The 21,350-nt window shown below is 69.8% G+C and carries 16 protein-coding genes and 1 tRNA gene; 9 read left to right on the top strand and 8 right to left on the bottom strand.

The features are described 5' to 3' along the window. Window positions 1–16: 16 nt before the first annotated feature. The 5 genes from OG698_RS12080 to OG698_RS12060 all read right to left on the bottom strand — a co-directional run bounded on the left by OG698_RS12080 (window position 17) and on the right by OG698_RS12060 (window position 8,071). On the bottom strand, window positions 17–1,402 hold the full coding sequence (locus OG698_RS12080) for an OFA family MFS transporter (RefSeq protein ID WP_406103086.1): 1,386 nt from the start codon (window positions 1,400–1,402) through the stop codon (window positions 17–19). 1 nt (window position 1,403) lies between these two features. Next, a complete protein-coding gene (locus OG698_RS12075) occupies window positions 1,404–2,789 on the bottom strand; it encodes an OFA family MFS transporter (RefSeq protein WP_406103085.1) in 1,386 nt (461 codons plus the stop codon). Between the two features lie 117 nt (window positions 2,790–2,906). After that, window positions 2,907–5,117 (bottom strand): acetate--CoA ligase family protein, encoded by a 2,211-nt coding sequence (locus OG698_RS12070; protein ID WP_406103084.1) that lies wholly within the window; start codon window positions 5,115–5,117, stop codon window positions 2,907–2,909. A 3-nt stretch (window positions 5,118–5,120) separates the two neighbouring features. Then, complete coding sequence (frc, locus tag OG698_RS12065) at window positions 5,121–6,362, bottom strand: formyl-CoA transferase (RefSeq protein WP_100591602.1); 1,242 nt, start codon at window positions 6,360–6,362, stop codon at window positions 5,121–5,123. Window positions 6,363–6,373: 11 nt separating this feature from the next. After that, the gene (locus OG698_RS12060) at window positions 6,374–8,071 is read right to left on the bottom strand and encodes a thiamine pyrophosphate-binding protein (RefSeq protein WP_406103083.1); all 1,698 of its coding nucleotides are present in this window, start codon (window positions 8,069–8,071) and stop codon (window positions 6,374–6,376) included. A 144-nt stretch (window positions 8,072–8,215) separates the two neighbouring features. On the opposite strand from OG698_RS12060, the gene sucC reads away from it, so the two are divergent. The 3 genes from sucC to OG698_RS12045 all read left to right on the top strand — a co-directional run bounded on the left by sucC (window position 8,216) and on the right by OG698_RS12045 (window position 12,007). Then, complete coding sequence (gene sucC / locus OG698_RS12055) at window positions 8,216–9,346, top strand: ADP-forming succinate--CoA ligase subunit beta (protein WP_406103082.1); 1,131 nt, start codon at window positions 8,216–8,218, stop codon at window positions 9,344–9,346. Window positions 9,347–9,389: 43 nt separating this feature from the next. Then, window positions 9,390–10,301: a succinate--CoA ligase subunit alpha gene (sucD, locus tag OG698_RS12050; RefSeq protein ID WP_406103081.1), complete on the top strand. Its 912-nt coding sequence runs from the start codon at window positions 9,390–9,392 to the stop codon at window positions 10,299–10,301. A 110-nt stretch (window positions 10,302–10,411) separates the two neighbouring features. Further along, window positions 10,412–12,007 (top strand): aldehyde dehydrogenase family protein, encoded by a 1,596-nt coding sequence (locus tag OG698_RS12045; protein ID WP_406103080.1) that lies wholly within the window; start codon window positions 10,412–10,414, stop codon window positions 12,005–12,007. Between the two features lie 56 nt (window positions 12,008–12,063). Here OG698_RS12045 and OG698_RS12040 read toward each other — a convergent pair whose 3' ends face one another. Then, complete coding sequence (locus OG698_RS12040; RefSeq protein ID WP_406103079.1) at window positions 12,064–13,401, bottom strand: DUF2254 domain-containing protein; 1,338 nt, start codon at window positions 13,399–13,401, stop codon at window positions 12,064–12,066. A gap of 142 nt (window positions 13,402–13,543) precedes the next feature. Between OG698_RS12040 and OG698_RS12035 the strand changes: the two genes are divergently transcribed. Next, a tRNA-Leu gene (locus tag OG698_RS12035) sits at window positions 13,544–13,631 on the top strand. 129 nt (window positions 13,632–13,760) lie between these two features. Next, window positions 13,761–14,072: a hypothetical protein gene (locus tag OG698_RS12030; RefSeq protein WP_406103078.1), complete on the top strand. Its 312-nt coding sequence runs from the start codon at window positions 13,761–13,763 to the stop codon at window positions 14,070–14,072. Between the two features lie 20 nt (window positions 14,073–14,092). Here OG698_RS12030 and OG698_RS12025 read toward each other — a convergent pair whose 3' ends face one another. Next, window positions 14,093–15,559, bottom strand: coding sequence for a membrane-associated oxidoreductase (locus OG698_RS12025; protein WP_406103077.1), 1,467 nt, complete (start codon window positions 15,557–15,559; stop codon window positions 14,093–14,095). 180 nt (window positions 15,560–15,739) lie between these two features. On the opposite strand from OG698_RS12025, the gene OG698_RS12020 reads away from it, so the two are divergent. Both OG698_RS12020 and OG698_RS12015 read left to right on the top strand, forming a co-directional pair. Beyond that, the gene (locus tag OG698_RS12020) at window positions 15,740–16,264 is read left to right on the top strand and encodes a hypothetical protein (protein WP_406103076.1); all 525 of its coding nucleotides are present in this window, start codon (window positions 15,740–15,742) and stop codon (window positions 16,262–16,264) included. Window positions 16,265–16,357: 93 nt separating this feature from the next. After that, a complete protein-coding gene (locus OG698_RS12015; RefSeq protein WP_406103075.1) occupies window positions 16,358–17,086 on the top strand; it encodes a Mut7-C RNAse domain-containing protein in 729 nt (242 codons plus the stop codon). On the opposite strand, the gene OG698_RS12010 is transcribed toward OG698_RS12015, so the two are convergent. Next, window positions 17,032–18,498, bottom strand: a complete 1,467-nt coding sequence (locus OG698_RS12010) for an APC family permease (RefSeq protein ID WP_406103074.1) — start codon at window positions 18,496–18,498, stop codon at window positions 17,032–17,034. The genes OG698_RS12015 and OG698_RS12010 overlap by 55 nt on opposite strands. Before the next feature lie 197 nt (window positions 18,499–18,695). On the opposite strand from OG698_RS12010, the gene OG698_RS12005 reads away from it, so the two are divergent. Both OG698_RS12005 and OG698_RS12000 read left to right on the top strand, forming a co-directional pair. Further along, on the top strand, window positions 18,696–19,304 hold the full coding sequence (locus tag OG698_RS12005; protein WP_406103073.1) for a TetR/AcrR family transcriptional regulator: 609 nt from the start codon (window positions 18,696–18,698) through the stop codon (window positions 19,302–19,304). A gap of 61 nt (window positions 19,305–19,365) precedes the next feature. Further along, a complete protein-coding gene (locus OG698_RS12000; RefSeq protein ID WP_406103072.1) occupies window positions 19,366–21,333 on the top strand; it encodes an FAD-dependent oxidoreductase in 1,968 nt (655 codons plus the stop codon). Window positions 21,334–21,350: the final 17 nt, after the last annotated feature.

Here is a 21,350-nt window from a genome sequence, read left to right as displayed (position 1 = left end):
GTTCAGTGGGTGCGAGCTACGCGGTGGCCACCACCTTTTGCGCCTGCTCGCCCCCGGGTTGCCGCAGCAGCAGGGCCACGGCTGCCGCCACCATCGAGACGCCACCGGCGAGCGCGTACGCCCCGTTGTAGCCCCACGCGGCGACCACCATGGAGCCGAGCCCGCCGCCGAACAGGCCGCTGACCAGCTTGCCGCTGTACACGAGGCCGTAGTTGGTGGCGTTGTAGTTCTCACCGAAGTAGTCCGGCGTGAGCGCCGCGAACATCGGGTAGAACGCGCCGCCGCCGAAGCCCGACAGGAACGCGAAGAACAGGAACAGCCACTCGCTGTGGATGTCACCCGCCCAGATGACGCCGAACTGGGCGAGGCCGAGGACGACGATGACGAACACCAGGCTCACCTTGCGACCCCAGATGTCCGACAGCCAGCCGACGACCGCACGGCCGACGCCGTTGATGACCGCCATCACACCCATCGACGACGCGGCGACCAGTGGCCCGAAGCCGACCTCCTTTGCGAAGTCCACCTGGAAGGAGATGCCGAAGATCGACACGCCTGCCGTCAGCACGAGGCTGAACCACATGAGGGGCAGCATGCCGGTCCTGACGGCCTCCATGGGCGTGAACTGACGGACGGCGGGCGGGTTCTTGGCGAGGGACTTGGCCTGCTTGTCCGAGCCCGACTTCTTGAGCGGGTCGATCTCGTGCGGCCACCAGTTCTTCGGCGGGTCCCGGAAGAAGAACGCGCAGGCGAGCACAACCACCAGCACATAGGCACCGATCATGTCGAGCACACGGTGGTAGTTCGACGTGTCGAACGCGTAGTTGAAGATGAAGATGAACGGAAGAGACCCGTACGCGAACCCGCCGTTGACGAAACCGGTCTTGCCGCCTTTTCGCTCCGGGAACCACTTGCCGACCATGTTGATACAGGTCGAGTAGACGAGGCCGGAACCCAGTCCGCCGATGACACCGAATCCCAGGATCGCCAGCCACACGTTGCTGAAATGGGACAGCGCGAGGAATCCGAACAGGCACAGGAAGGAGCCGACCATGGTGGCCCGCTTGGCTGTCAGGATGCCCTTCTCCCGCATCCATCCGGCCGGGAAGGCGATGCCCGCCTGGAAGAACACCCAGACGCTCAGGATCCAGAAGGTGTTCGACTGCGTCCAGCCATGTGCGCTGGACAGAGTGTCCTCCGCCGAACCGTAGGCGTACTCGGAAACGCTGATGGCCATCATCGCGACCCATGGCAGATACACCATGAACTTACGGGAATGGCCGAGGATGTCGCGGTCCGTCTCGCCCAGGCGATAGACGCGGCCGTTCTCGTCGGTGACTTCTCGGTACTCGCTACCAGTGGTCGTCGCTGAGTTGCCTGCGGCGATGGGCTCCGCCGTCATATCAAGCCATCTCCTCACCGAGCGGTTGCGGATTGGGTTGGATGTCACGGGACTTGGGCCTGCCGGGTTGGGACAGGAAGAGCGCGATGAAGCCGGCGAAGAAGGAGATGCAGCCCGCCAGGATGAAGGCACCGGAGTGCCCCCAGGCCCCGACGACCACGGCGCCCATCCCCGCGCCCAGGCCGGAGACGAGCTTGGAGCTGTAGACCATGCCGTAGTTGGTGGCGTTGTTGTTCTCGCCGAAGTAGTCCGCGGTGAGCGCCGCGAACATCGGGAAGATGGCGCCGCCGCCGAAACCGGAGATCGCCGAGAAGACCAGGAACAGCGGCAGGTTCTCGGCCTCGGCCGACCAGAGGATGCCGAACTGGGCGAACCCGAGGATGGCGCAGACGGCGAGCAGACACTGCTTGCGGCCGTAGCGGTCCGAGAGCCATCCGATGACGCCGCGCCCGCTGCCGTTGACGAGCGCTTTCAGGGACATCGCGGTGGCAACGATTCCGCCGGCGAAGCCGGCCTCCTCGCCGATGTCCACCTGGAAGGCGATGCCGAAGATGTTCACGCCGGAGGTGCAGGCCAGACAGAACCACATCAGTGCCACTCGGCCGGTCCGCCAGGCCTCCAGTGGGGTGTACTGCTTGACGGCCGGCGGGTTCTTCTCCAGGGAACGCCGGGCGCGCGGGTCCTCCGGCGGATGGAGTGGATCGACGTTCGCAGGCCACCAGTTCTTCGGCGGATCCTTGAAGAAGGAACCGGCGAACGCGACCAGCGCGGCGAGCAGAACGCCCACCGAGAGCAGCACCCACCGGTAGTTGGTCAGGTCCATGTAGCCGGTGAACAGGAAGACGAACGGCACCGAACCGTAGGCGAATCCGCCGTTGACGAAGCCGGTCTTGCCGCCCCTTCGCTCCGGGTACCACTTGCCCACCATGTTGACGCAGGTGGCGTACACCATGCCCGCGCCCATGCCGCTCAGCACGCTGAAGCCGATATAGGCGAAGACGACGTGTGGTGCCAGGGCCAGCGACAGATAGCCCAGGAAGGTGCCCGACGCGCCGATCATCATCGCCCAGCGGGCCGGCAGTCTGCCGCTCTCACGCAGCCTGCCCGCGGGGAAGGCGACCGCGGCCTGGAAGAACACCCAGACGGTCATCATCCAGAAGATGTGCAGGCTGTTCCAGTCGTGCGCGGTGTGCAGGGTGTCCTCGGCGGACGCGAACGCGTACTCGGCGGAGGAGATCCCCATCATGCCCACCCAGGGCAGGATCACCATCCACTTGCGCTTGCGGCCCAAGATGTCGACATCGGTCTCGCCGACCCGGTACACACGGCCGTTGGCGTCCGTCACCTCCCTGTAGGGGACGGAGGTTGATAGACAGGTTGCGGTCATGACGGTCGCATCCCTTGCGTCGAAAGATCTGGCCAGCGCCCCCTGTCCAAATTCCTTTCGCGTGCGCATGGGTCCCGGGGCCGGCCTGCGCGCACCGCCGGCCGGCCCTCAGTCCGGTCACCTCATGAACCGCCCCCCAACATCCCGCCCGTCTCCCACCACCGCCCTACCGGAGGCGCCTTCGGCCCCCAGCCTTTCTGCCGCACGGGCCCACCGGTACTTCGCACCGAGTGCGGCCACCGGCTTCTCGGTCGTGTACGGGTACGCCACGACCCCGCGCTCGTAGAGGTACTGGCAGGCCTCCTCGACCTCGACGTCGCCCGCGAGCGACGCCACCACGGGCTTCTCGATGCCCCGCGCGCGGAATTCCTCGACCACCCGTGCCGTCAGCTCCGCGAAGACCATCGGCGGGGTGACGATCGTGTGCCAGTAGCCGAGGACGAGCGAGTGGATCCGCGGGTCCTCCAGACCGAGCCTGATCGTCGCCTCGTACGTCGACGGCGGCTCACCGCCCGTGATGTCGATCGGGTTGCCCGCGGCGCCGAAGGGCGGGATGAAGGCCTTGAACGCGGCGTCCAGATCCTCCGGGATCTCCATCAGGGACAGGCCGTTGTCGACGATGGCGTCCGAGAGCAGCACACCCGAGCCGCCCGCGCCCGTGATGACGACGACGTTGTCACCCTTCGGCGTCGGAAGCACTGGCAGCGCCCGCGCGTACTCGAGCATCTCGTTCAGCCCCGGCGCCCTGATGACGCCTGCCTGCCTGAGGATGTCGTCGTACACCGCGTCGTCGCCCGCGAGGGCTCCCGTGTGCGAACCGGCCGCCTTCGCGCCCGCGCTGGTGCGCCCCGCCTTGAGGACCACGACGGGCTTCTTCGGCACCGTCGCCCGCGCGGCCTCCACGAAGGCCCGCCCGTCCTTCAGGTCCTCCAGGTGCATGGCGATGCACTTGGTGTTGAGGTCCTCGCCGAACCACGTGAGCAGGTCGTCCTCGTCGAGGTCCGATTTGTTGCCGAGCCCGACGATCGCGGAGACACCGGTCTTCGTCGTCCGCGCGAAGCCGAGGATCGCCATGCCGATGCCCCCGGACTGCGAGGTCAGCGCCACCCCGCCCTTCACGTCGTACGGCGTGCAGAACGTGGCGCACAGGTCCTGCCACGTCGAGTAGTAGCCGTAGATGTTCGGCCCGAGCAGGCGTACCCCGTACCGCTCGCCGATCGCCACGATCTCGTCCTGGAGGGCCTGTTCACCGGTCTCCGCGAAGCCGGAGGGGATCAGGACCGCGTTCGGGATCCCCTTGCGTCCCACCTCTTCGAGGGCCGAGGCCACGAACTTGGCGGGGATCGCGAAGACCGCCACATCCACCTCACCCGGGACGTCCGTGACACTCTTGTACGCCTTGCGGCCCAGGATGTCATCGGCCTTGGGGTTCACCGGATGGATCTCCCCGGAGAAACCCCCGTCGATCAGGTTGCGCATGACCGAATTGCCGATCTTGCCCTGCTCGTTGGACGCGCCGATCACCGCGACCGAGCGCGGCTGCATCAGCCGGCGCATCGACCGGAGGATCTCCTCGCGCGCGTAGGTGCGCCGCTGCTTCGGCGCCCCGTCGGCGAGGATCACCCGGATGTCGGCGGCGACCGCGCCCTCCGGCGTCGCGATCACGGGGTTGAGGTCGACCTCGGCGATCTCCGGGAAGTCGGTGACCAGTTGGGACACCCGGCGGATCTGCTCGGCGAGCGCCCACCGGTCGACCGGCTGCGCGCCGCGCACCCCGCGCAGCACCTCGGCCGCCCGGATCGAGTCCAGCATGGACACGGCCTCGTCCGTGCCGACCGGCGCGAGCCGGAACGTCACGTCCTTGAGCACCTCGACCAGCACACCGCCGAGCCCGAACGCGACGACCTTCCCGAACGTCGGATCGGTGACGGCCCCGACGATGACCTCCTGCGAGGAGGGCCCGGTCGGCAGCAGCTCCTGCACCTGGACGCCCTCGATCCGGGCGGCCGGCGCGTAGGCCCGCGCGTTCTCCACGATCTTGCAGAACGCGGCCCGTACGTCGGTGGCGCCCTCCACCCCCACGATCACGCCGCCCGCGTCGGTCTTGTGCAGGATGTCGGGGGAGACGATCTTCATCACGACGGGTCCGCCGAAGCGTGCCGCGTACGCGACCGCCTCGTCCACGTCCGTCGCCAGCTCCTCGCCGGGCACGGAGATCCCGTACGCGTCGGCGATCACCTTGCCCTCGGGGGCGGTGAGAGCGCTGCGGCCCTCAGCGCGCACGGATTCGAGCAGCGCCCGTACCGTGAGCTCACGGTCCTCGGCCATCAATCAGATCACTCCGTTCGACTTGAGCAGGCGCAGTTCCTCGTCCCCGAGCCCCAGCTCCCCGACGAACACCTCGGCGTTGTGCTCGCCGAGCAGGGGTGAACTGACCACTTCCACAGGGGAGTCGGAGAGCTTGAGGGGGGAGCCGACCGTGGTGAACGTGCCGCGCTCCGGGTGGGCCACCTCGACGACCATCTCGTTCGCGACGAGCGACTCGTCCTCGATGATCTCCTTGGTGGAGAGGATCGGCCCGCACGGGATGTTGTGTGCGTTGAGCCGCTCGAGCACCTCCCACTTGGGCAGGGTCGAGGACCACTCCTCGATGAGCTGGAACATCTTGTTGAGCTTGGGCAGGCGCGCCTCGGGCGTCGCCCACTCGGGGTCGCCGGCCAGCTCGGGCCGCCCGATCAGCTCGCTCAGCGGCTGCCAGCCGACGGGCTGCACGATGACGTACACGTAGTCGTTCGGGCCGCCGGGCGCGCACTTGACCGCCCAGCCCGGCTGGCCGCCGCCGGACGCGTTGCCCGAACGCGGCACCTCGTCCGCTTCGGCGGTGTCCTGGGAGTTCGGATACTCGGCCAACGGGCCGTGCGTCAGGCGCTGTTGGTCGCGCAGCTTCACCCGGCACAGGTTGAGCACCGCGTGCTGCATGGCGACGTTCACGCGCTGGCCGCGCCCGGTGTTCTCGCGCTGGAACAGCGCCGCGAGGATGCCGGCGACGGCGTGGATGCCGGTGCCGGAGTCGCCGATCTGCGCGCCGGTGGCCAGCGGCGGACCGTCCTCGAACCCGGTGGTCGCCATCGAGCCGCCCATGGCCTGGGCCACGACCTCGTACGCCTTGAAGTTGGTGTACGGGCCGTCGCCGAAGCCCTTGATGGAGGCGTAGACGATGCGCGGGTTGATCTCCTGGATGCGCTCCCACGTGAAGCCCATCCGGTCGACGGCGCCCGGGCCGAAGTTCTCGACCATGACGTCGGAGCGCCGGATCAGCTCGGTGAGGAGCTCCTTGCCGCGTTCCGTCTTCGTGTTGAGGGTGATGCTCCGCTTGTTGCAGTTGAGCATCGTGAAGTAGAGCGAGTCGACGTCCGGCAGGTCACGCAGCTGCTTGCGCGTGATGTCCCCGGTCGGCGCCTCCAGCTTCACCACGTCCGCGCCGAGCCAGGCGAGGAGCTGGGTCGCGGAGGGCCCGGACTGCACATGGGTCATGTCGAGGACACGGACGCCCTCGAGAGCCTTGGTGGTCATGGCGGGGCTCCTCACTTGTACATGGTCTGGTTCATGGTTCCGGGGGCGTACGCGTCCGGGTCGACCCACACGTTGATCAGCGAGGGCTTCCCGGACTCGCGGGCCCGCTGGAGCGCGGGCGCGATGTCGGCGGGGTCGCGGACCTCTTCGCCGTAACCCCCCAGCATCTGCGCGAACTTGTCGTAGTGGACGTCGCCGAGGGTGTTGCCGACGCGCTCGCGCTCGTCCCCGTACTTGGCCTTCTGGCCGTAACGGATCTGGTTCATCGACGAGTTGTTGCCGACGATCCCGACGAAGGGCAGGTTGTAGCGGACGAGGGTCTCGAAGTCCCAGCCCGTCAGCGAGAACGCCCCGTCGCCGAAGAGCGCGACGACCTCCTTGTCGGGCCGCGCCTGCTTGGCGGCGAGGACGAAGGGGATGCCGACGCCGAGGGTGCCCAGCGGGCCCGGGTCCATCCAGTGGCCGGGCGACTTGGGCTGCACGACCTGCCCGGAGAAGGTGACGATGTCGCCGCCGTCCCCGATGTAGATCGAGTCCTCGGTGAGGAAGTCGTTGATCTCGCTGACCAGGCGGTACGGGTGGATCGGCGAGGCGTCGGAGCGAAGGCTCGGCAGTCGCTTCTCGACGGCGGTCTGCTCGGCCGCCCGCAGTTCGTCGAGCCACTCCTTGCGCTTGGCGCCCCCGCCGTTGCTGTATCCATTGAAAACGTGTCCGGAGGCGGCCTCGGTGACCGACTTCAGGACGAGGCCCGCGTCGCCGACGATGCCGAGGTCGATGTCGCGGTTCTTGCCGACCGTGCGGTAGTCGAGGTCGATCTGCACGACGGTCGCGTCGGGGGAGAGGCGCTTGCCGTAGCCCATGCGGAAGTCGAAGGGCGTGCCGACGATGATGATGAGGTCGGCGTTCGAGAAGGCGTAGCGGCGCGAGAGCTGGAAGTGGTGCGGGTCGCCGGGCGGCAGGGTGCCGCGGCCCGCGCCGTTCATGTAGGCGGGCACGTTGAGGGCGCGGACGAGCTCGATGGCGTCCTCGGTCGCGCGGGTCGTCCACACCTGGCTGCCGAGCAGGATCGCCGGCTTCTCGGCGTGCACGAGGAGGTCGGCGAGCTTCTCGACCGCCTCGGGGTCACCGGCCGAGCGGGTCGAGGCCCGGTACTGGCCGGCCCGGGGTACGCGGGCCTTGTCCGCCGGCACCTTGGCGTCGAGGACGTCGCGCGGGATCTCCAGGAACGACGGGCCGGGGGCGCCGTGGTAGCACTCGCGAAACGCCATCGACACCATGTCGGCGGCGCGCGCGGTGTCCGGCACGGTCGCGGCGAACTTGGTGATGGGCGTCATCATGTCGACGTGCGGCAGGTCCTGGAGCGAGCCCATCTTGTGCTGGGTGTGCGCGCCCTGGCCGCCGATGAGGAGCATGGGTGACTCCGCGCGGAACGCGTTCGCGACGCCGGTGACGGCGTCGGTGGTGCCCGGGCCCGCGGTGACGACGGCGCAGCCGGGCTTGCCGGTGATGCGCGCGTACCCGTCCGCCGCGTGGGCCGCGACCTGCTCGTGGCGGACGTCGACGACTTCAATGCCTTCGTCGACGCAGCCGTCGTAGATGTCGATGATGTGGCCGCCGCACAGGGTGTAGATGACCTCCACACCTTCTGCCTTGAGCGCCTTGGCGACCAGATGACCACCGGAGATGAGTTCCTGGCTGTCGTCGGGCATGGCGGAGTCCTGTCCCTTCGTAGGGGAGTCGTGCACTGCCGCAGTACATTGCATACAGTCGACGAATACTGTATGAAGCTTGTTATCCCGCATCCGGTGGGTGGTGTCCAGGGGGCGTGCGGCACTTTTACGGCAGGAGCCGAGATGGACCTGTACGAGCACCAGGCAAGGGAACTCTTCGAAGAACACGGCATCTTGGTGCCGAAGGCCGAGGTCACGGACTCGCCCAAGGAGGCCCGCGAGATCGCGCGCAGGCTGGGCGGCCGCGTCGTCGTCAAGGCACAGGTGAAGACCGGGGGCCGCGGCAAGGCGGGCGGCGTCAAACCCGCCGCCGACCCGCCCGCCGCCGAACTGACGGCACGCCAGATCCTCGGCATGGACATCAAGGGCCACACCGTCGGCAGGGTCATGCTGGCCCAACCGGTCGACATAGAGAGCGAGTTCTACGTCTCCTACGTCCTCGACCGGGCCGCCGGACGCTTCCTCGCCATCGCCTCCGCCGAGGGCGGCATGGACATCGAGGAGGTCGCGGCGACCAGGCCCGAGGCCGTGGCCCGCATCCCGATCGACCCGGCGGAGGGCGTCACCACGGCGAAGGCGGCACAGATCGCCGAGGCCGCCGGCCTCCCCGACCGGACCGTCGACGTACTGGTCCGCCTCTGGGACGTCCTCACCCGCGAGGACGCCGTACTCGTCGAGGTGAACCCCCTCGTGCGTACGAGCGGCGGCCAGATCCTCGCCCTCGACGGCAAGGTCACCCTCGACGACAACGCCCGCTTCCGCCAGGAGCGTTGGGGCACCCACGAGTCCGCCCACGACGACGCCCTCGAAGCGGCCGCCGCGGGCAAGGGCCTCAACTACGTGAAGCTCGACGGCGAGGTCGGCGTCATCGGCAACGGCGCCGGGCTCGTCATGTCGACGCTCGACGTGGTCGCGGGCTGCGGTGCCCGCCCCGCCAACTTCCTCGACATCGGCGGCGGCGCCTCCGCGCAGATCATGGCCGACGGCCTCTCCGTCATCCTGTCCGACCCGTCCGTGAAGTCCGTCTTCGTGAACGTCTTCGGCGGCATCACCGCCTGCGACGCCGTCGCCGACGGCATCGTCCAGGCCCTGGAGTCCGTACGGCTGACCAAACCGCTCGTCGTCCGACTCGACGGGAACAGCGCCGCAGCGGGCCGCGCCATCCTCGACGGCCGCGCCCACCCCCTCGTCGAACAGGCCACCACCATGGACGGCGCCGCGCGCCGGGCCGCCGATCTCGCCAACGCGGGCTAAGGAGCCGGGACATGGCGATCCACCTCACCAAGGAGAGCGGGACATGGCGATCTACCTGACCAAGGAGAGCAAGGTCCTCGTCCAGGGCATGACCGGCGCCGAGGGCATGAAGCACACCCGGCGCATGCTCGCCGCCGGCACGAACGTCGTGGGCGGCGTCAACCCGCGCAAGGCGGGCCGCAGCGTCGACTTCGACGTCCCCCAAGGCCTCAAGGGCCACGGAGGTACCCCCGTTGCCGTCCCCGTCTTCGGCTCCGTCGCCGAGGGCATCGCGGCCACCGGCGCCGACGTCACCGTCGTCTTCGTGCCGCCCGTCTTCGCCAGGGCGGCCGTCACGGAGGCCGCCGACGCGGGCATTCCCCTGGCCGTCGTCATCACGGAGGGCATCCCCGTACACGATGCCGTGACCTTCCACGCGTACGCCGCCGCGAAGGGCACCCGCATCATCGGCCCCAACTGCCCCGGCCTGATCACCCCCGGCCAGTCCAACGCCGGCATCATCCCCGCCGACATCACCAGGGCGGGCCGCATCGGCCTCGTCTCCAAGTCGGGCACCCTCACCTACCAACTCATGTACGAACTGCGCGACATCGGCTTCTCCACCTGTGTCGGTATCGGCGGCGACCCCGTCATCGGCACGACACACATCGACTGTCTCGCCGCGTTCCAGAACGACCCGGACACCGACCTGATCGTCCTCATCGGGGAGATCGGCGGCGACGCGGAGGAGCGCGCCGCGGCCTATGTTCGCGACCACGTCACCAAGCCCGTCGTCGCCTACATCGCCGGGTTCACCGCCCCCGAGGGCAAGACCATGGGGCACGCCGGCGCGATCGTCTCCGGCTCCTCCGGAACGGCGCAGGCCAAGAAGGAGGCCCTGGAAGCGGCCGGGGTCCGCGTCGGCTCCACCCCGACGGAGACGGCCCGCCTGGTACTCGACCGCTTGGCGGACTGACGCGTACAGCGGGAGTGGGGAGCGAGCCCACCGGGCAACCTCCCCACTCCACCCCCCGCACCAGCCATGCACCCCCGCCCCGACTGTGCACCGTGAGCGGAGAACCCGAAATGGCAAGCAACCCCAAGTCCCGCACCCCTGGCCCCGACGCCCGCGACCCCGAGGCCCCGGCGGCGACCACCCTCAAGGCCGGCACTTCCTGGCACGACGCCTGGCAGCGCTGCCTCGCCGTCGCCCCCGAGGCGTTCCGTGACGACCGCGTACTCAACCTGTGGAACGGCACCTGGCAGGCCGACGGCCGCGCCCTGCCCGGCAGTACGCCCGTCGACGGCAGTCCCATCGCCGGGCCGCCCCGCCTCGACGCCGCCACCGCCCACCGGGCCGTGCGCGCCTCCCTCGACCAGCACCGCGCCTGGCGGCACATCCCGCTCGACGAGCGCCGCGCCCGCGTCGGCGCCACCCTCGACGCCCTCACCCAGCACCGCGAACTCCTCGCACTCCTCCTCGTGTGGGAGATCGGCAAGCCCTGGCGCCTCGCCCAGGCCGACGTCGACCGTGCCATCGACGGGGTGCGCTGGTACGTCGACGGCATCGAGCCGATGGTCGAGGGCCGCGCCCCGCTCGACGGTCCCGTCTCGAACATCGCCAGCTGGAACTACCCGATGAGCGTGCTCGTGCACGCGGTCCTGATCCAGGCACTCGCCGGCAACGCGGTCATCGCCAAGACCCCCACCGACGGCGGCGTCGCCTGCCTCACCCTGGCCTGCGCACTCGCCGCCCGCGAGGGCATCCCCGTCACCCTCGTCAGCGGCAGCGGAGGCGAACTCTCCGAAGCGCTGGTGCGGGCGCCCGAGATCGGCTGCGTCTCGTTCGTCGGCGGCCGTGACACCGGCGCCGCCGTCGCCACGGCCGTCGCCGACCTCGGCAAGCGCCACATCCTCGAACAGGAGGGCCTCAACACCTGGGGCATCTGGAACCACTCCGACTGGGGCAAGCTCTCCGCGGTGATCCCCAAGCTCTTCGACTACGGCAAGCAGCGCTGCACCGCGTACCCGCGCTTCGTCGTCCAGCGCAGCCTGTTCGACGACTTCCTGGCCGCGTACCTGCCGGCCGTACGCACCTTGCGCGTCGGCCACCCCCTCGCGGTGACGAACCCTCAAGACCCTTACCCGCAGCTGGACTTCGGCCCGCTGGTCAACGCGGCAAAGGCAAAGGAACTCAACGACCAGGTCGCCGAGGCCATCGACCGCGGCGCCGTCCCCCTGTACCGCGGCGCCCCGGACCCCGCCCGCTTCCTCCCCGGCCAGGACACAAGCGCGTACGTCCACCCGGTCACGCTCCTGAGTCCACCCCGCTCCTCCCCTCTCCACCACGCCGAACCGTTCGGCCCCGTCGACACGATCGTCCTGGTCGACACCGAGGCGGAACTGCTCGCCGCGATGAACGCCTCCAACGGCGCGCTGGTCGCCACCCTCTCCACGGACGACGACGCGACGTACGACCGCCTCGCCCCCCAGATCCGTGCCTTCAAAACGGGCCGCGGCAAGCCGCGCTCGCGCGGCGACAGGGACGAACTGTTCGGCGGCTTCGGCGCGTCCTGGCGGGGCGCGTTCGTGGGCGGCGAGCTGTTGGTGCGGGCGGTCACCCAGGGGCCCGAGGGCGAGCGCCTCCCGGGCAACTTCCCGGACTACCACCTGATGCCGTAGCTCTCACGGCGCCGACGAGCGGCACACCACCGTCAGGAGGGTGGTGTGCCGCTCACTCACCCGATGCCCTGCCGGTCCGGCCGGAGCGCGAAGTCGCGGTCGGCGGCCTCCGGCACGGCCCGCTCCACAGCCAGCGTCAGCAGCTCCCGGTGCCGCAGCAGGGGCTCGCGCCGCTCCTCGGGCGCGAGCAGCAGCAGATCGTCGAGCCCGGCCAGCATGCGCCGCGACACCTGGGGACTGCCGGCCGCACAGCCCCGGATCTCGGTGAACCCCAGATCGACGAGCGCCTCCCACCCCGGAACCGGCTGCACAAGCCGCACCACGCCGCCCCGGTCCGTGTACCGCAACGAGTCGAGCGGCCGGTTCGCGACCGCGGCGAGGAACTGCACGATGCGGTCGAGGGCCTGCACGGCCGTTGTCGGATCGTTCACGGCGGGGGAGAGGGCGCGCAGCGCGATGTCGGAGAGCTGCCGCAGCCCGAACCCGAGATCCTGGTGGAAGGTGCGCTCGACGCCGACGTGGACGGTGTAGCGCAGGGCCCGCAGAGGGGGCGGCGCCCCGCCGTGCACGGCGAGGACGGGCGTGCCGGGCACCACGAAGTCGCCGGTACGGGGGAGGAGCCGCAGGGTGACGCCGGGCCGGTGCCGGACGGCGCGGAGGAGCCGGGCGATATTGACGTCACGCATCACACCGGCCCGCCCCTGATGGACGACGCGCGCGGTCTCGGGCCCAAGGTCCTCCACGGCACCCGCACCCCTGACCTCCACCGGCATCCGGGCCACGAGCCGGAAAGCCTCTGTGGTCACCCGGTCGATCACGTAGCTCACGCGCATCATCCGCAGCGTCGAGTTCACGTACATCACGAACAGCAGCAGGCTGAGCCCGACCATGAAGAGGGTGAGCACGGACTGCACGACGGGCACGGACCTGACGAGCTTCGGGTCGGGCTCGCTGTCGTACGAGGTCAGCACGAGCAGCGACAGCACGAACGTCGCGAGGAAGACGGCGAACGTCGCCTTCGTGATCCGGCTCCGGATGAAGATCCGCACCACCCGGGGGCTGAGCTGCCCGCTCGCCATCTGGAGCGCCACGAGCGAGATGCTGAAGACGACACCGATGAAGGTCATCATCGCGGCGCTGATGGTGCTCACGACGGTCTGTGCGTCGTCGGCGATGCCCTGGAGCTGGGCGATGCTGTCGTACGCGCCGGCATCACGGAGCGCGTCGAGGATGGCGGTGTCCAGCTCATCGGCGAGGAACCACACGACGAAGATCCCGACCATGGCTCCGGTCGGCGCGAACCAGAAGGTGTCCCGAAGGTGCTCCCGCAGCGGCGACAGAGCCCGCGGCCGCCGCACCCGCGAAGATGTCCCGGTGACGGACTGACTACTCATGGTGAGACTGTAGGCGGCCCCGCTCCCGACCCCCCGCAGGTGCCGCCGAGGCGACGGATATGCAGGTGAAAGGCACTCCGAGGCTTTGGTATTGTTATCCATGTCGCCGCGGGGAACACCCCGGCCGGGCGACAGACACCTAGTCCGGGTGGCGGAATGGCAGACGCGCTAGCTTGAGGTGCTAGTGCCCTTTATCGGGCGTGGGGGTTCAAGTCCCCCCTCGGACACCAGCTGAGACCCCTGTTCATCAGGGGTCTTTTGCGTTTCTGGGCGGCGGCGTGATCAACCGGGCACGCAGTGTCCGCATGGACACGGCTGCTGATCAGGCAGCACGTCGATCGACTAGGAGGCCTCCCGGCGTGACCGGCCTGCTGCGAGGGCCCTGGGGAGTCCTTCTCGTCCTCGCGAACATGCTCAACGCCTATGTCGCGTACGGCGCCTTGGTGACTCGGCCGCAGGGCGTCTGGGATGAGCGGACACTGACAGGAATCGCGTTTGCGTCGGTGCTGCTGATCGCGCTCGGCACTCTCACCCTCTTGGCCACCCTGCTCGCGGTGTGGCGGCAGAGCCTCGGACGCTGGTGGCTGGCACCGCCTCTGGGCTTCCTGGTGGTGGGTGTGGCGCGCTGGTCGTACATCGCGATCGGCTTTCCGCCGGGAGCCGGCGGCTGACGGGCGCCGCCGGGCGAGCCCTACTGACGGCTCACGGTTCGGGTGATGCCTGCGGCGACAGTTGTGGCGAGGATCCAGCCTGTGATGATCAAGACGTATGAGAGCGCCTGGTGCCGGCCCGTCGGGGAGAAGGCGCTCTCCTGGCCGAAGTCGATGATCGGGAGGAGGAGGTCGAGGGCGTAGAAGACGGCGTTGAAGTCGGGGGATTCGTCGGGCTTGAGGGGGCTGGGGTGGTGCAGGGCGAAGGCGACGGAGCCGATGGCCAAGAGGGACAGGAGCCAGCCGGCGGCCCGCATGGGCCGGAAGCCGTAGCCGACGGTGACGTCCTGGACGTGACCCCATAGGCGGGCGTAGGCGGGCAGTGTCGCGCGGTGGCGGCGCTGCTTGGCGAGCTGGATGGTGCGGGCCGCGTCCGCGTCGCCGATGCGACGGTAGGCGGCGGTCAACTGCTCGTAGGCGAACGGAACGTAGCCGTCCTGGTCGCGTTGCAGCATCGGCAAGCGCTTCGGCGCGGGCTCGTGCGGGGTGAGCGTGGCGTAGGTCAGCCCGTCCAGGCGGAGCTTGTCCGGCAGGATCTCCGGGGCGACATGGAGCAGGTCGAGCCTGGCGCCGCGGAAATTGACCGCTCCCCGGATGGGGTGGGCGCTGCGCAACCACAGCTCGCCGATGGTGGCGTTGCTGGCTCGCAGCGCTATGCCTGCGGGATGGGACAGGTCTGCGTAGGCCAGGTTGAGCTGGCCGGGTATGCGTGCGCCGCGCAGATTCAGGCGGCCACGTGTCTGAAGCCGCATGGCGCGCAGGTCGGAGCCGACCGCGAGGTTCTCGGCATCCAGGGCATCGCCGTCACTGTCGTGCAGCCTGGCGTCGTCGAGGTCGACCGAGCCGGCAACCGTCATGCCCACCATCCTGACCTGTGCGTGGGCGACGAGGCCCGGGCCGAACACGTCGCCTTCCACCACGGAGTGGTTCAGCTGGAGGGCGGGTTCGTCGAGGTCCGTTGTCCGCCCGAGCTCCGCGCCGTCGAGAAAGAACGCGCCGGCGATCCGTGCCCCGCCCAGCCGGACGGATCCGGGAATGCGGCAGCCGGAGATGCGCAGCACCCCGTCTATGCGTGCGGTCGCCGCGTGGAGGGCGGGCATGGTGGAGCGCGGGAGTTCGAGCTGGCGGATCTGCGCGCCGTAGAAGTTGGGAGCCTCGTCGAATGCGCAGGCTCCCAGGTGCACCGGAAAGTCGATGGTGCTGTAACCCAGGTACAGGTGTCCGGTGATCCGGGCCCCGGCCACCCACACCTGAGCGGTGTGGCCTTCGGCCCGGTCGACGCGGAGGAGCAGGCGCCGTAGAACGGATGCCCGTAACGTCCGTTCAGGGAGCGGGCGTTCGTGGTCCTCGGGAAGCTCACCGTGGTCCTCGGTGAAGTCGATGGCTTCGCCCCGGGGGAATGCGTCCCAGACGCGTCGCTCGGCCGGTGTCAGGTCGTTGATCTCCACCGGGGCGACTTTGGTCGGCGGGCGAGTGTGGTGTCAACAGTGCCCGGCGTGGGGCTGCCTGCTCACGCCGGAGGTCGTGCCGATGACCTGATCCGTTACGCTGACCGGCGGGTTAGTCGGTACATGCCAATAACGTGAAGGCGCACGGTACGTGCGCGCGCGTGGTGAGTGATGAGGGACATGTCTGTGATGCGGCGTCCGGCACTGGCCGGGTTCATGGTGGTGCTGATGGCAGCACTCGGTGCCTGTGGTGGCGGTGGTGCGGACAAGGTGTCGGGCCACGGTGGTGGCAAGGGCGGTGCGTACTCCAAGCCGCACTCCGATCAGGTGCGGGGGCTTTACGACGCCGTCCGGCACCTTCCGCGCAAGACCGTCAAGGGCACCCGCGCTCACATGGTCAAGGAGTGTGATCCGGCCACCCGGAAGGTCAAGCACACCTCGCGCAGCGGCAGTGGCAAGCGCAAGAGGACCCGCACCTGGTACACCACCGAGCACTACAAGCAGTGCCACAAGGTCCGTAAGGGCAACGAGACGTACACCCGCGTCGTGCGGACCGAGCGGTGGTGCGTGCGGCTCGACGACGTGAACGGGAAGGCCGCCAAGGACGACCTCTGGTTCCGGGTCAGCCCTGCCACGTACAGCGAGGTCCACGGCAAGGCCGAGCACGCGCGCGTGAAGTTCGAGCCGCGGGGGCGCGGCTGCTGACGCGGTCCGCTCAGGTTCGGCGCGCGCCCGCCCCCGCCACGTGCGAGGGAAAACCCCAGGTCCCCGCCGCGGCGCCCATGGCATCCTGAGCCGATGAACGGACCGGAGATCGTCGTCAGTGTCGTGCCCGAGCTGGAGCTGTTCGTTCCGCATGCGCGGCGCGGGGGCGCGGCCGTTCCGCTCGTCACCGACGGCGTGTCCACGCTGGGGCACGTGATCGAGTCGCTCGGCGTGCCGCTGACGGAGGTCGGGGCGCTGGTCGTGGACGGGTGCGAGGTGGCCGTCCGGCACGTTCCCGTGGCCGGGGAGCGGGTCGAGGTCCGGGCCGTCGTCCGGCCGCAGCGCGTCGAGGGAGCGCCGCTGCGGTTCCTGCTCGACGTCCATCTCGGCACGCTGGCACGGCGGTTGAGGCTACTGGGGGTCGACTCCGCGTACGAGTCCACGGACATCGGCGACCCCGCGCTGGCGGCCCGCTCCGCCGCCGAGCGGCGCGTCATGCTCAGCCGGGACCGGGGGCTGCTACGGCGGCGTGAGCTGTGGGCCGGCGCGTACGTCTACAGCGACCGGCCCGACGAGCAACTACGCGACGTACTGGGCCGGTTCACGCCCGAGCTGCGCCCCTGGACCCGGTGCACCGCCTGCAACGGGCTGCTGAAGGAAGCCCGTAAGGAAGACGTCGCCGACCTGCTTGAGGGCGGGACGCGCGGAACGTACGACGTGTTCGCCCAGTGCCGTGCGTGCGGGCGTGTGTACTGGCGGGGTGCCCATCACGACCGGTTGGAGCGGATCGTGGGGCGGGCGGTCGCCGAGTTCGGGGGCTGAGGGGCCGCCTCGTCCTCCGGCATCAGGGGCGGTTCGATGCGCCAGGCGATGCGCTGCCCGTCCTGGACCACCCTGCGGTACGCGTACAGCACCACCGAGATCAGCAGGATGCCGACCGCGAGGAAGGATTCCGTCGCGCCCCCGTAGCCCGCGAGGGACGGGTGGGTGACACCCACCGAGACGATCACGACGTTGAACGCCACCAGGGCCCAGGCCACCGGGATCCAGGCGCGGGCGCGGCGGATCGGGCGGGGCCAGTCGGGGCGGTCCTTGCGCAGGAGCAGGAAGCCGGCGACGGCGAGCGTCATGGCCACCAGGTAGCCGAAGTTGCTGGCGATGAGGATGCTCAGGGGCTCGCCGAGCAGAACCACGATCGCCGCGTTGACGAGCGCGTCCAGGGTGAGGGCGCGGCCCGGCACACCCCAGCGGTTCACCTTGTCGAGCTGTCGTACGGTCATGCCCTCGCGCGCCAGGCCGTACAGCGCCCGGCCCCCGTCGGCCGTGCACGACACCATGCCGAAGAACATCGAGACGATCAGGATGAGGACGCCGACGTCGGAGAAGCCGCCGAGCGCCTGGGTGAACGCGGTGGCGAACGCGCCGACCGGGTCCGAGCGCAGCGTCGCCTCGCCGACGCTGCCGACCGTCGCGAGGGGGACGACGAAGAAGACACCGAGCGAGATGAGGGACGTCAGCCGCAGGGCCTTCGCCGTGTCGCGCGCCGTGTCGCGGTACTCGGGCGCGAACGACGCGCAGATCTCCGTGCCGTACGTCGTCCAGGCCGTGACGTAGAACCACACGATGAGCGTCATCCAGCTGCCGCCGTGGTACCAGGTCAGGCGTGACGCGTCCCAGCTGCCCGGGCGCAGGAACGGGGCTATGACGACCACCGCGAGGCCGCACATCACCAGGGCCGCGACGGCCTTGGAGACGCTCGCGGCCAGCCGCGCGCCGAAGTAGTTGCAGGCCCAGCCGCCGGCGATGGCCAGGACCGCGAGCGCTTCCGGAAGGCCGATGCGGTGGCCGGGGAACGGGATCGACGGGGCGTGCGGGAACCACTGGGCGGTGATGAGGTGGCCGATCGCCGCGCCGTTGACCGCGATGCTGAACGACCAGCCGATCCAGTAGCCGTACGACGCCACGGCGCCCAGCGGGGCGAAGTAGCGCTTCCAGCCCTCGGTGGCGTATCTGCTGATGCCGCCGGACATGCCGGGGAACATCGCGGCCGTCTCGGCGAACAGCATGTTCTGCGCGAACGCGACGAGCGCCCCGACGCACCAGATGGTGATCGCCGTCCAGCCTCCGATCGCGCCGACGGTGTAACCCACCGTCAGGAGCAGGCCGTTGGGGATCACCATGGCGATGGCGAGTCCGTCGCGCCAGGTCAGGGACTTGTGCAGCTGTTGGCTCAAGAGGGCCACCTGTCTCGGTCGGGGGGCTGACGGGAGAAGGTCCGGCACGGCGAAAAGTGATGCCGCTGTGCTGTGTCGGCGGTCACAATAATTCGTTATTGTTGGCCGGGATAGGGGTCCGGCAGTGGCCAATTCCAGAGGGGCCGGTTCCCGGGCGACCGGGTCCGGAGCGACCGGCACAGAGACGAGGGGCGGGCATGGGGGAGAAGGAGAGCGGTGGCGACGCGGGCGAGGTGCAGCGCGAGCGGATTCTGCGGTCGGCCGCACTGGTCATGGCCGAACGCGGCTTCGACGCGGCACGCATGAGGGACGTGGCGCGCGGCGCCGGCGTGTCCATCGGGCTGCTCCAGCACTACTTCGACACCCGCGACCTGCTGTTCCGCGAGGCCTTCGAGTGGTCGATCGGCGAGCTCATCGCCCGCTGGCGCAAGGGTGCTTCCGCCGAGCCCGACCCATGGCGCCGCTTCGAACTCCTCGTACGCGAACTGGCCGACGACCCCGACCTCCAGCGGCGATGCGCGACCTGGACCGAGTTCTGCGCGAGCGCCGCCCGCAGGCCCGAGCTGCGCGACGGGGTGCGCCGCGCCCACGAGGACTGGCGCGAGCTCGTCCTCGGCATCGCCGAATCGGGCGTCGCGGCAGGGAAGTTCGTGCCCGTCGCACCCATCGACGTCGCGGTGCGCTCCGTGCTCGCAGCCGTCGACGGCTGCGACATGGCCGTGGCGTCGGGCAGTGGCATGGGGGCGGAGGGCTACGCCTCCGTCATCCTCGCCACCGCCCGCTCCGTCCTCGGCGTACGCGACTGAGCTGTTCTTCTCTCCCCCAACTCGACTGATCCGAGCCACAGTTCACAGGAGGCACCGCGCCATGACGTCGACCGCATTCCCGCACCTGTTCAGCCCGCTCGCCATCGGCGGTGTGACCCTGAAGAACCGCGTTCTGTCCTCCGGTCATGACACGGTCCTCGTCGAGGGCGGGCAGGTCACCGACGATCTGGTCGCCTATCACGAGGCGCGCGCGGAGGGTGGCGTCGGGCTCATCGTCGTACAGGTGGCGGGAGTTCACGAGACCGCGCGGTACACGACGCATGTCCTCATGGCCACGGACGACTCGTGTGTCGACGGGTACCGGCGACTCGCCGAGGCTGCGCACCGGCACGGTGCGAAGGTCTTCGGGCAGCTCTTCCACCCGGGACGCGAGATCCTGGAGTCGCGCGACGGCTCCGCGCCCGTCGCCTGGTCGGCCTCGGCGACGCCCAGCGAGCGCTTCCACGTGATGCCGCGCGCGATGACCGAGACCGAGATACGCGAAGTCGTCGACGGGTACGGAGAGGCCGCCCGCCGGTTGTGCGCCGCCGGGCTCGACGGCGTGGAGGTGGTCGCCAGCCACGGCTACCTCCCGGCCCAGTTCCTCAACCCGCAGGTCAACGTGCGCACCGACGGGTACGGGGGTGACGCGGAAGGAAGGCTGCGGTTCCTGCGCGAGGCCCTCGCGTCGGTACGGGCGCACACCGGTCCCGACTTCGTGGCCGGACTGCGTATCTCCGGCGACGAGTTGAGCCATGACGGCCTCACCGCCGAGCTCGCCGTCGAGGCGGCCGCCCGGCTGGACCGCGAGGGTCTCGTCGACTATGTGAGCGTCTGTGCCGGGTCGTCGGCGACGATCTCCGGCGCCGTGCACATCGCGCCCCCGATGACACAGCCCGCCGGATACACCGCCCCCATCGCGGCGCGTGTCCGGGCGGCGGTCGGCGTGCCGGTCATGGTCGCCGGGCGCGTCAACCAGCCCCAGGAAGCCGAGCAGATCATCAAGGAGGGCCAGGCCGACGCCTGCGCCATGACCCGCGCCCTGATCTGCGACCCCGAGATGCCGGGCAAGGCGAGCGACGGCCGCACGGAGGAGATCCGCGCCTGTATCGGCTGCAACCAGGCCTGCATCGGTCACTTCCAGCGCGGCTATCCGATCTCCTGCATCCAGCACCCCGAGACCGGCAGGGAGCGCCGGTTCACGCGGCTGCCCCTGCCCGCCAGGCGCCGGAAGGTCCTCGTCGCGGGCGGCGGACCCGCCGGGCTCAAGGCCGCCGCCGTGGCCGCGTCCCGTGGGCACGACGTCACCCTGCACGAGGCGGGACGACGCATCGGCGGACAGGTGCTTCTCGCCCAACTCCTCCCGGGACGCGCCGAGTTCGGCGGCGCGATCACCAACCTGGAGGGCGAGGCGCGGCGGGCCGGGGCGCGGATCGTCACCGGATCCCGCGTCGACGCCGAACTGCTCGACCGTGAACAGGCGGACACGCTCATCGTCGCGACCGGAGCGGTTCCGCGCCGGCCCGCCCTCGAACTCCTCGACGACCCCGTCGTCCTGGACGCCTGGGACGTCGTCCGCGGCACCGCCGACGTCCCCAAGGGCCGGATCGTCGTCGCGGACTGGCGCGGCGACTGGATCGGGATCGGTGTGGCCGTCCGACTCGCGGGCCAGGGACGGAAGGTGACGCTGTGCACGACCGGCTTCGGCGCGGGCGAGCATCTTCAGCAGTACGTGCGCGCGTCGATGCTCGCCGAGGCCGCGCGGGCCGGGGTCGAGACCGTGCCGACGGTGCGCCCCTACGGTGCCGACGCCGACACGGCGTACTTCCAGCACACCCTCACCGAGGAGCCGGTGATCATCGAAGGGGTCGCGGCCGTCGTCCTCGCCCAGGGGCACGACCCCGTGGGTGAGCTCGCCGGTCTGGCGGACGGACGGGTGGGCGAGGTCCTGATGGCGGGGGACTGCGTGTCACCGCGGACCGTGGAGGAAGCCGTACTGGAGGGGCTGACGGTGGCGTCGTCGCTCTGAGGCGGCCCGTGAGTGCC

The sequence above is a fragment of the Streptomyces sp. NBC_01003 genome (genome assembly GCF_045162695.1).
GTDB lineage: Bacteria > Actinomycetota > Actinomycetes > Streptomycetales > Streptomycetaceae > Streptomyces.
The sequence above is the reverse complement of the archived record's forward strand: the minus strand, read 5'-3'. Positions and strand labels throughout refer to the sequence as shown.

Excerpts from the sequence above, each read along its gene's own strand:
- OG698_RS12080 (WP_406103086.1), bottom strand. The coding sequence starts at position 1,402 with ATGACGGCGGAGCCCATCGCCGCAGGCAACTCAGCGACGACCACTGGT.
- OG698_RS12075 (WP_406103085.1), bottom strand. The coding sequence starts at position 2,789 with ATGACCGCAACCTGTCTATCAACCTCCGTCCCCTACAGGGAGGTGACG.
- OG698_RS12070 (WP_406103084.1), bottom strand. The coding sequence starts at position 5,117 with ATGGCCGAGGACCGTGAGCTCACGGTACGGGCGCTGCTCGAATCCGTG.
- frc (WP_100591602.1), bottom strand. The coding sequence starts at position 6,362 with ATGACCACCAAGGCTCTCGAGGGCGTCCGTGTCCTCGACATGACCCAT.
- OG698_RS12060 (WP_406103083.1), bottom strand. The coding sequence starts at position 8,071 with ATGCCCGACGACAGCCAGGAACTCATCTCCGGTGGTCATCTGGTCGCC.
- sucC (WP_406103082.1), top strand. The coding sequence starts at position 8,216 with ATGGACCTGTACGAGCACCAGGCAAGGGAACTCTTCGAAGAACACGGC.
- sucD (WP_406103081.1), top strand. The coding sequence starts at position 9,390 with ATGGCGATCTACCTGACCAAGGAGAGCAAGGTCCTCGTCCAGGGCATG.
- OG698_RS12045 (WP_406103080.1), top strand. The coding sequence starts at position 10,412 with ATGGCAAGCAACCCCAAGTCCCGCACCCCTGGCCCCGACGCCCGCGAC.
- OG698_RS12040 (WP_406103079.1), bottom strand. The coding sequence starts at position 13,401 with ATGAGTAGTCAGTCCGTCACCGGGACATCTTCGCGGGTGCGGCGGCCG.
- OG698_RS12020 (WP_406103076.1), top strand. The coding sequence starts at position 15,740 with ATGTCTGTGATGCGGCGTCCGGCACTGGCCGGGTTCATGGTGGTGCTG.
- OG698_RS12015 (WP_406103075.1), top strand. The coding sequence starts at position 16,358 with ATGAACGGACCGGAGATCGTCGTCAGTGTCGTGCCCGAGCTGGAGCTG.
- OG698_RS12005 (WP_406103073.1), top strand. The coding sequence starts at position 18,696 with ATGGGGGAGAAGGAGAGCGGTGGCGACGCGGGCGAGGTGCAGCGCGAG.
- OG698_RS12000 (WP_406103072.1), top strand. The coding sequence starts at position 19,366 with ATGACGTCGACCGCATTCCCGCACCTGTTCAGCCCGCTCGCCATCGGC.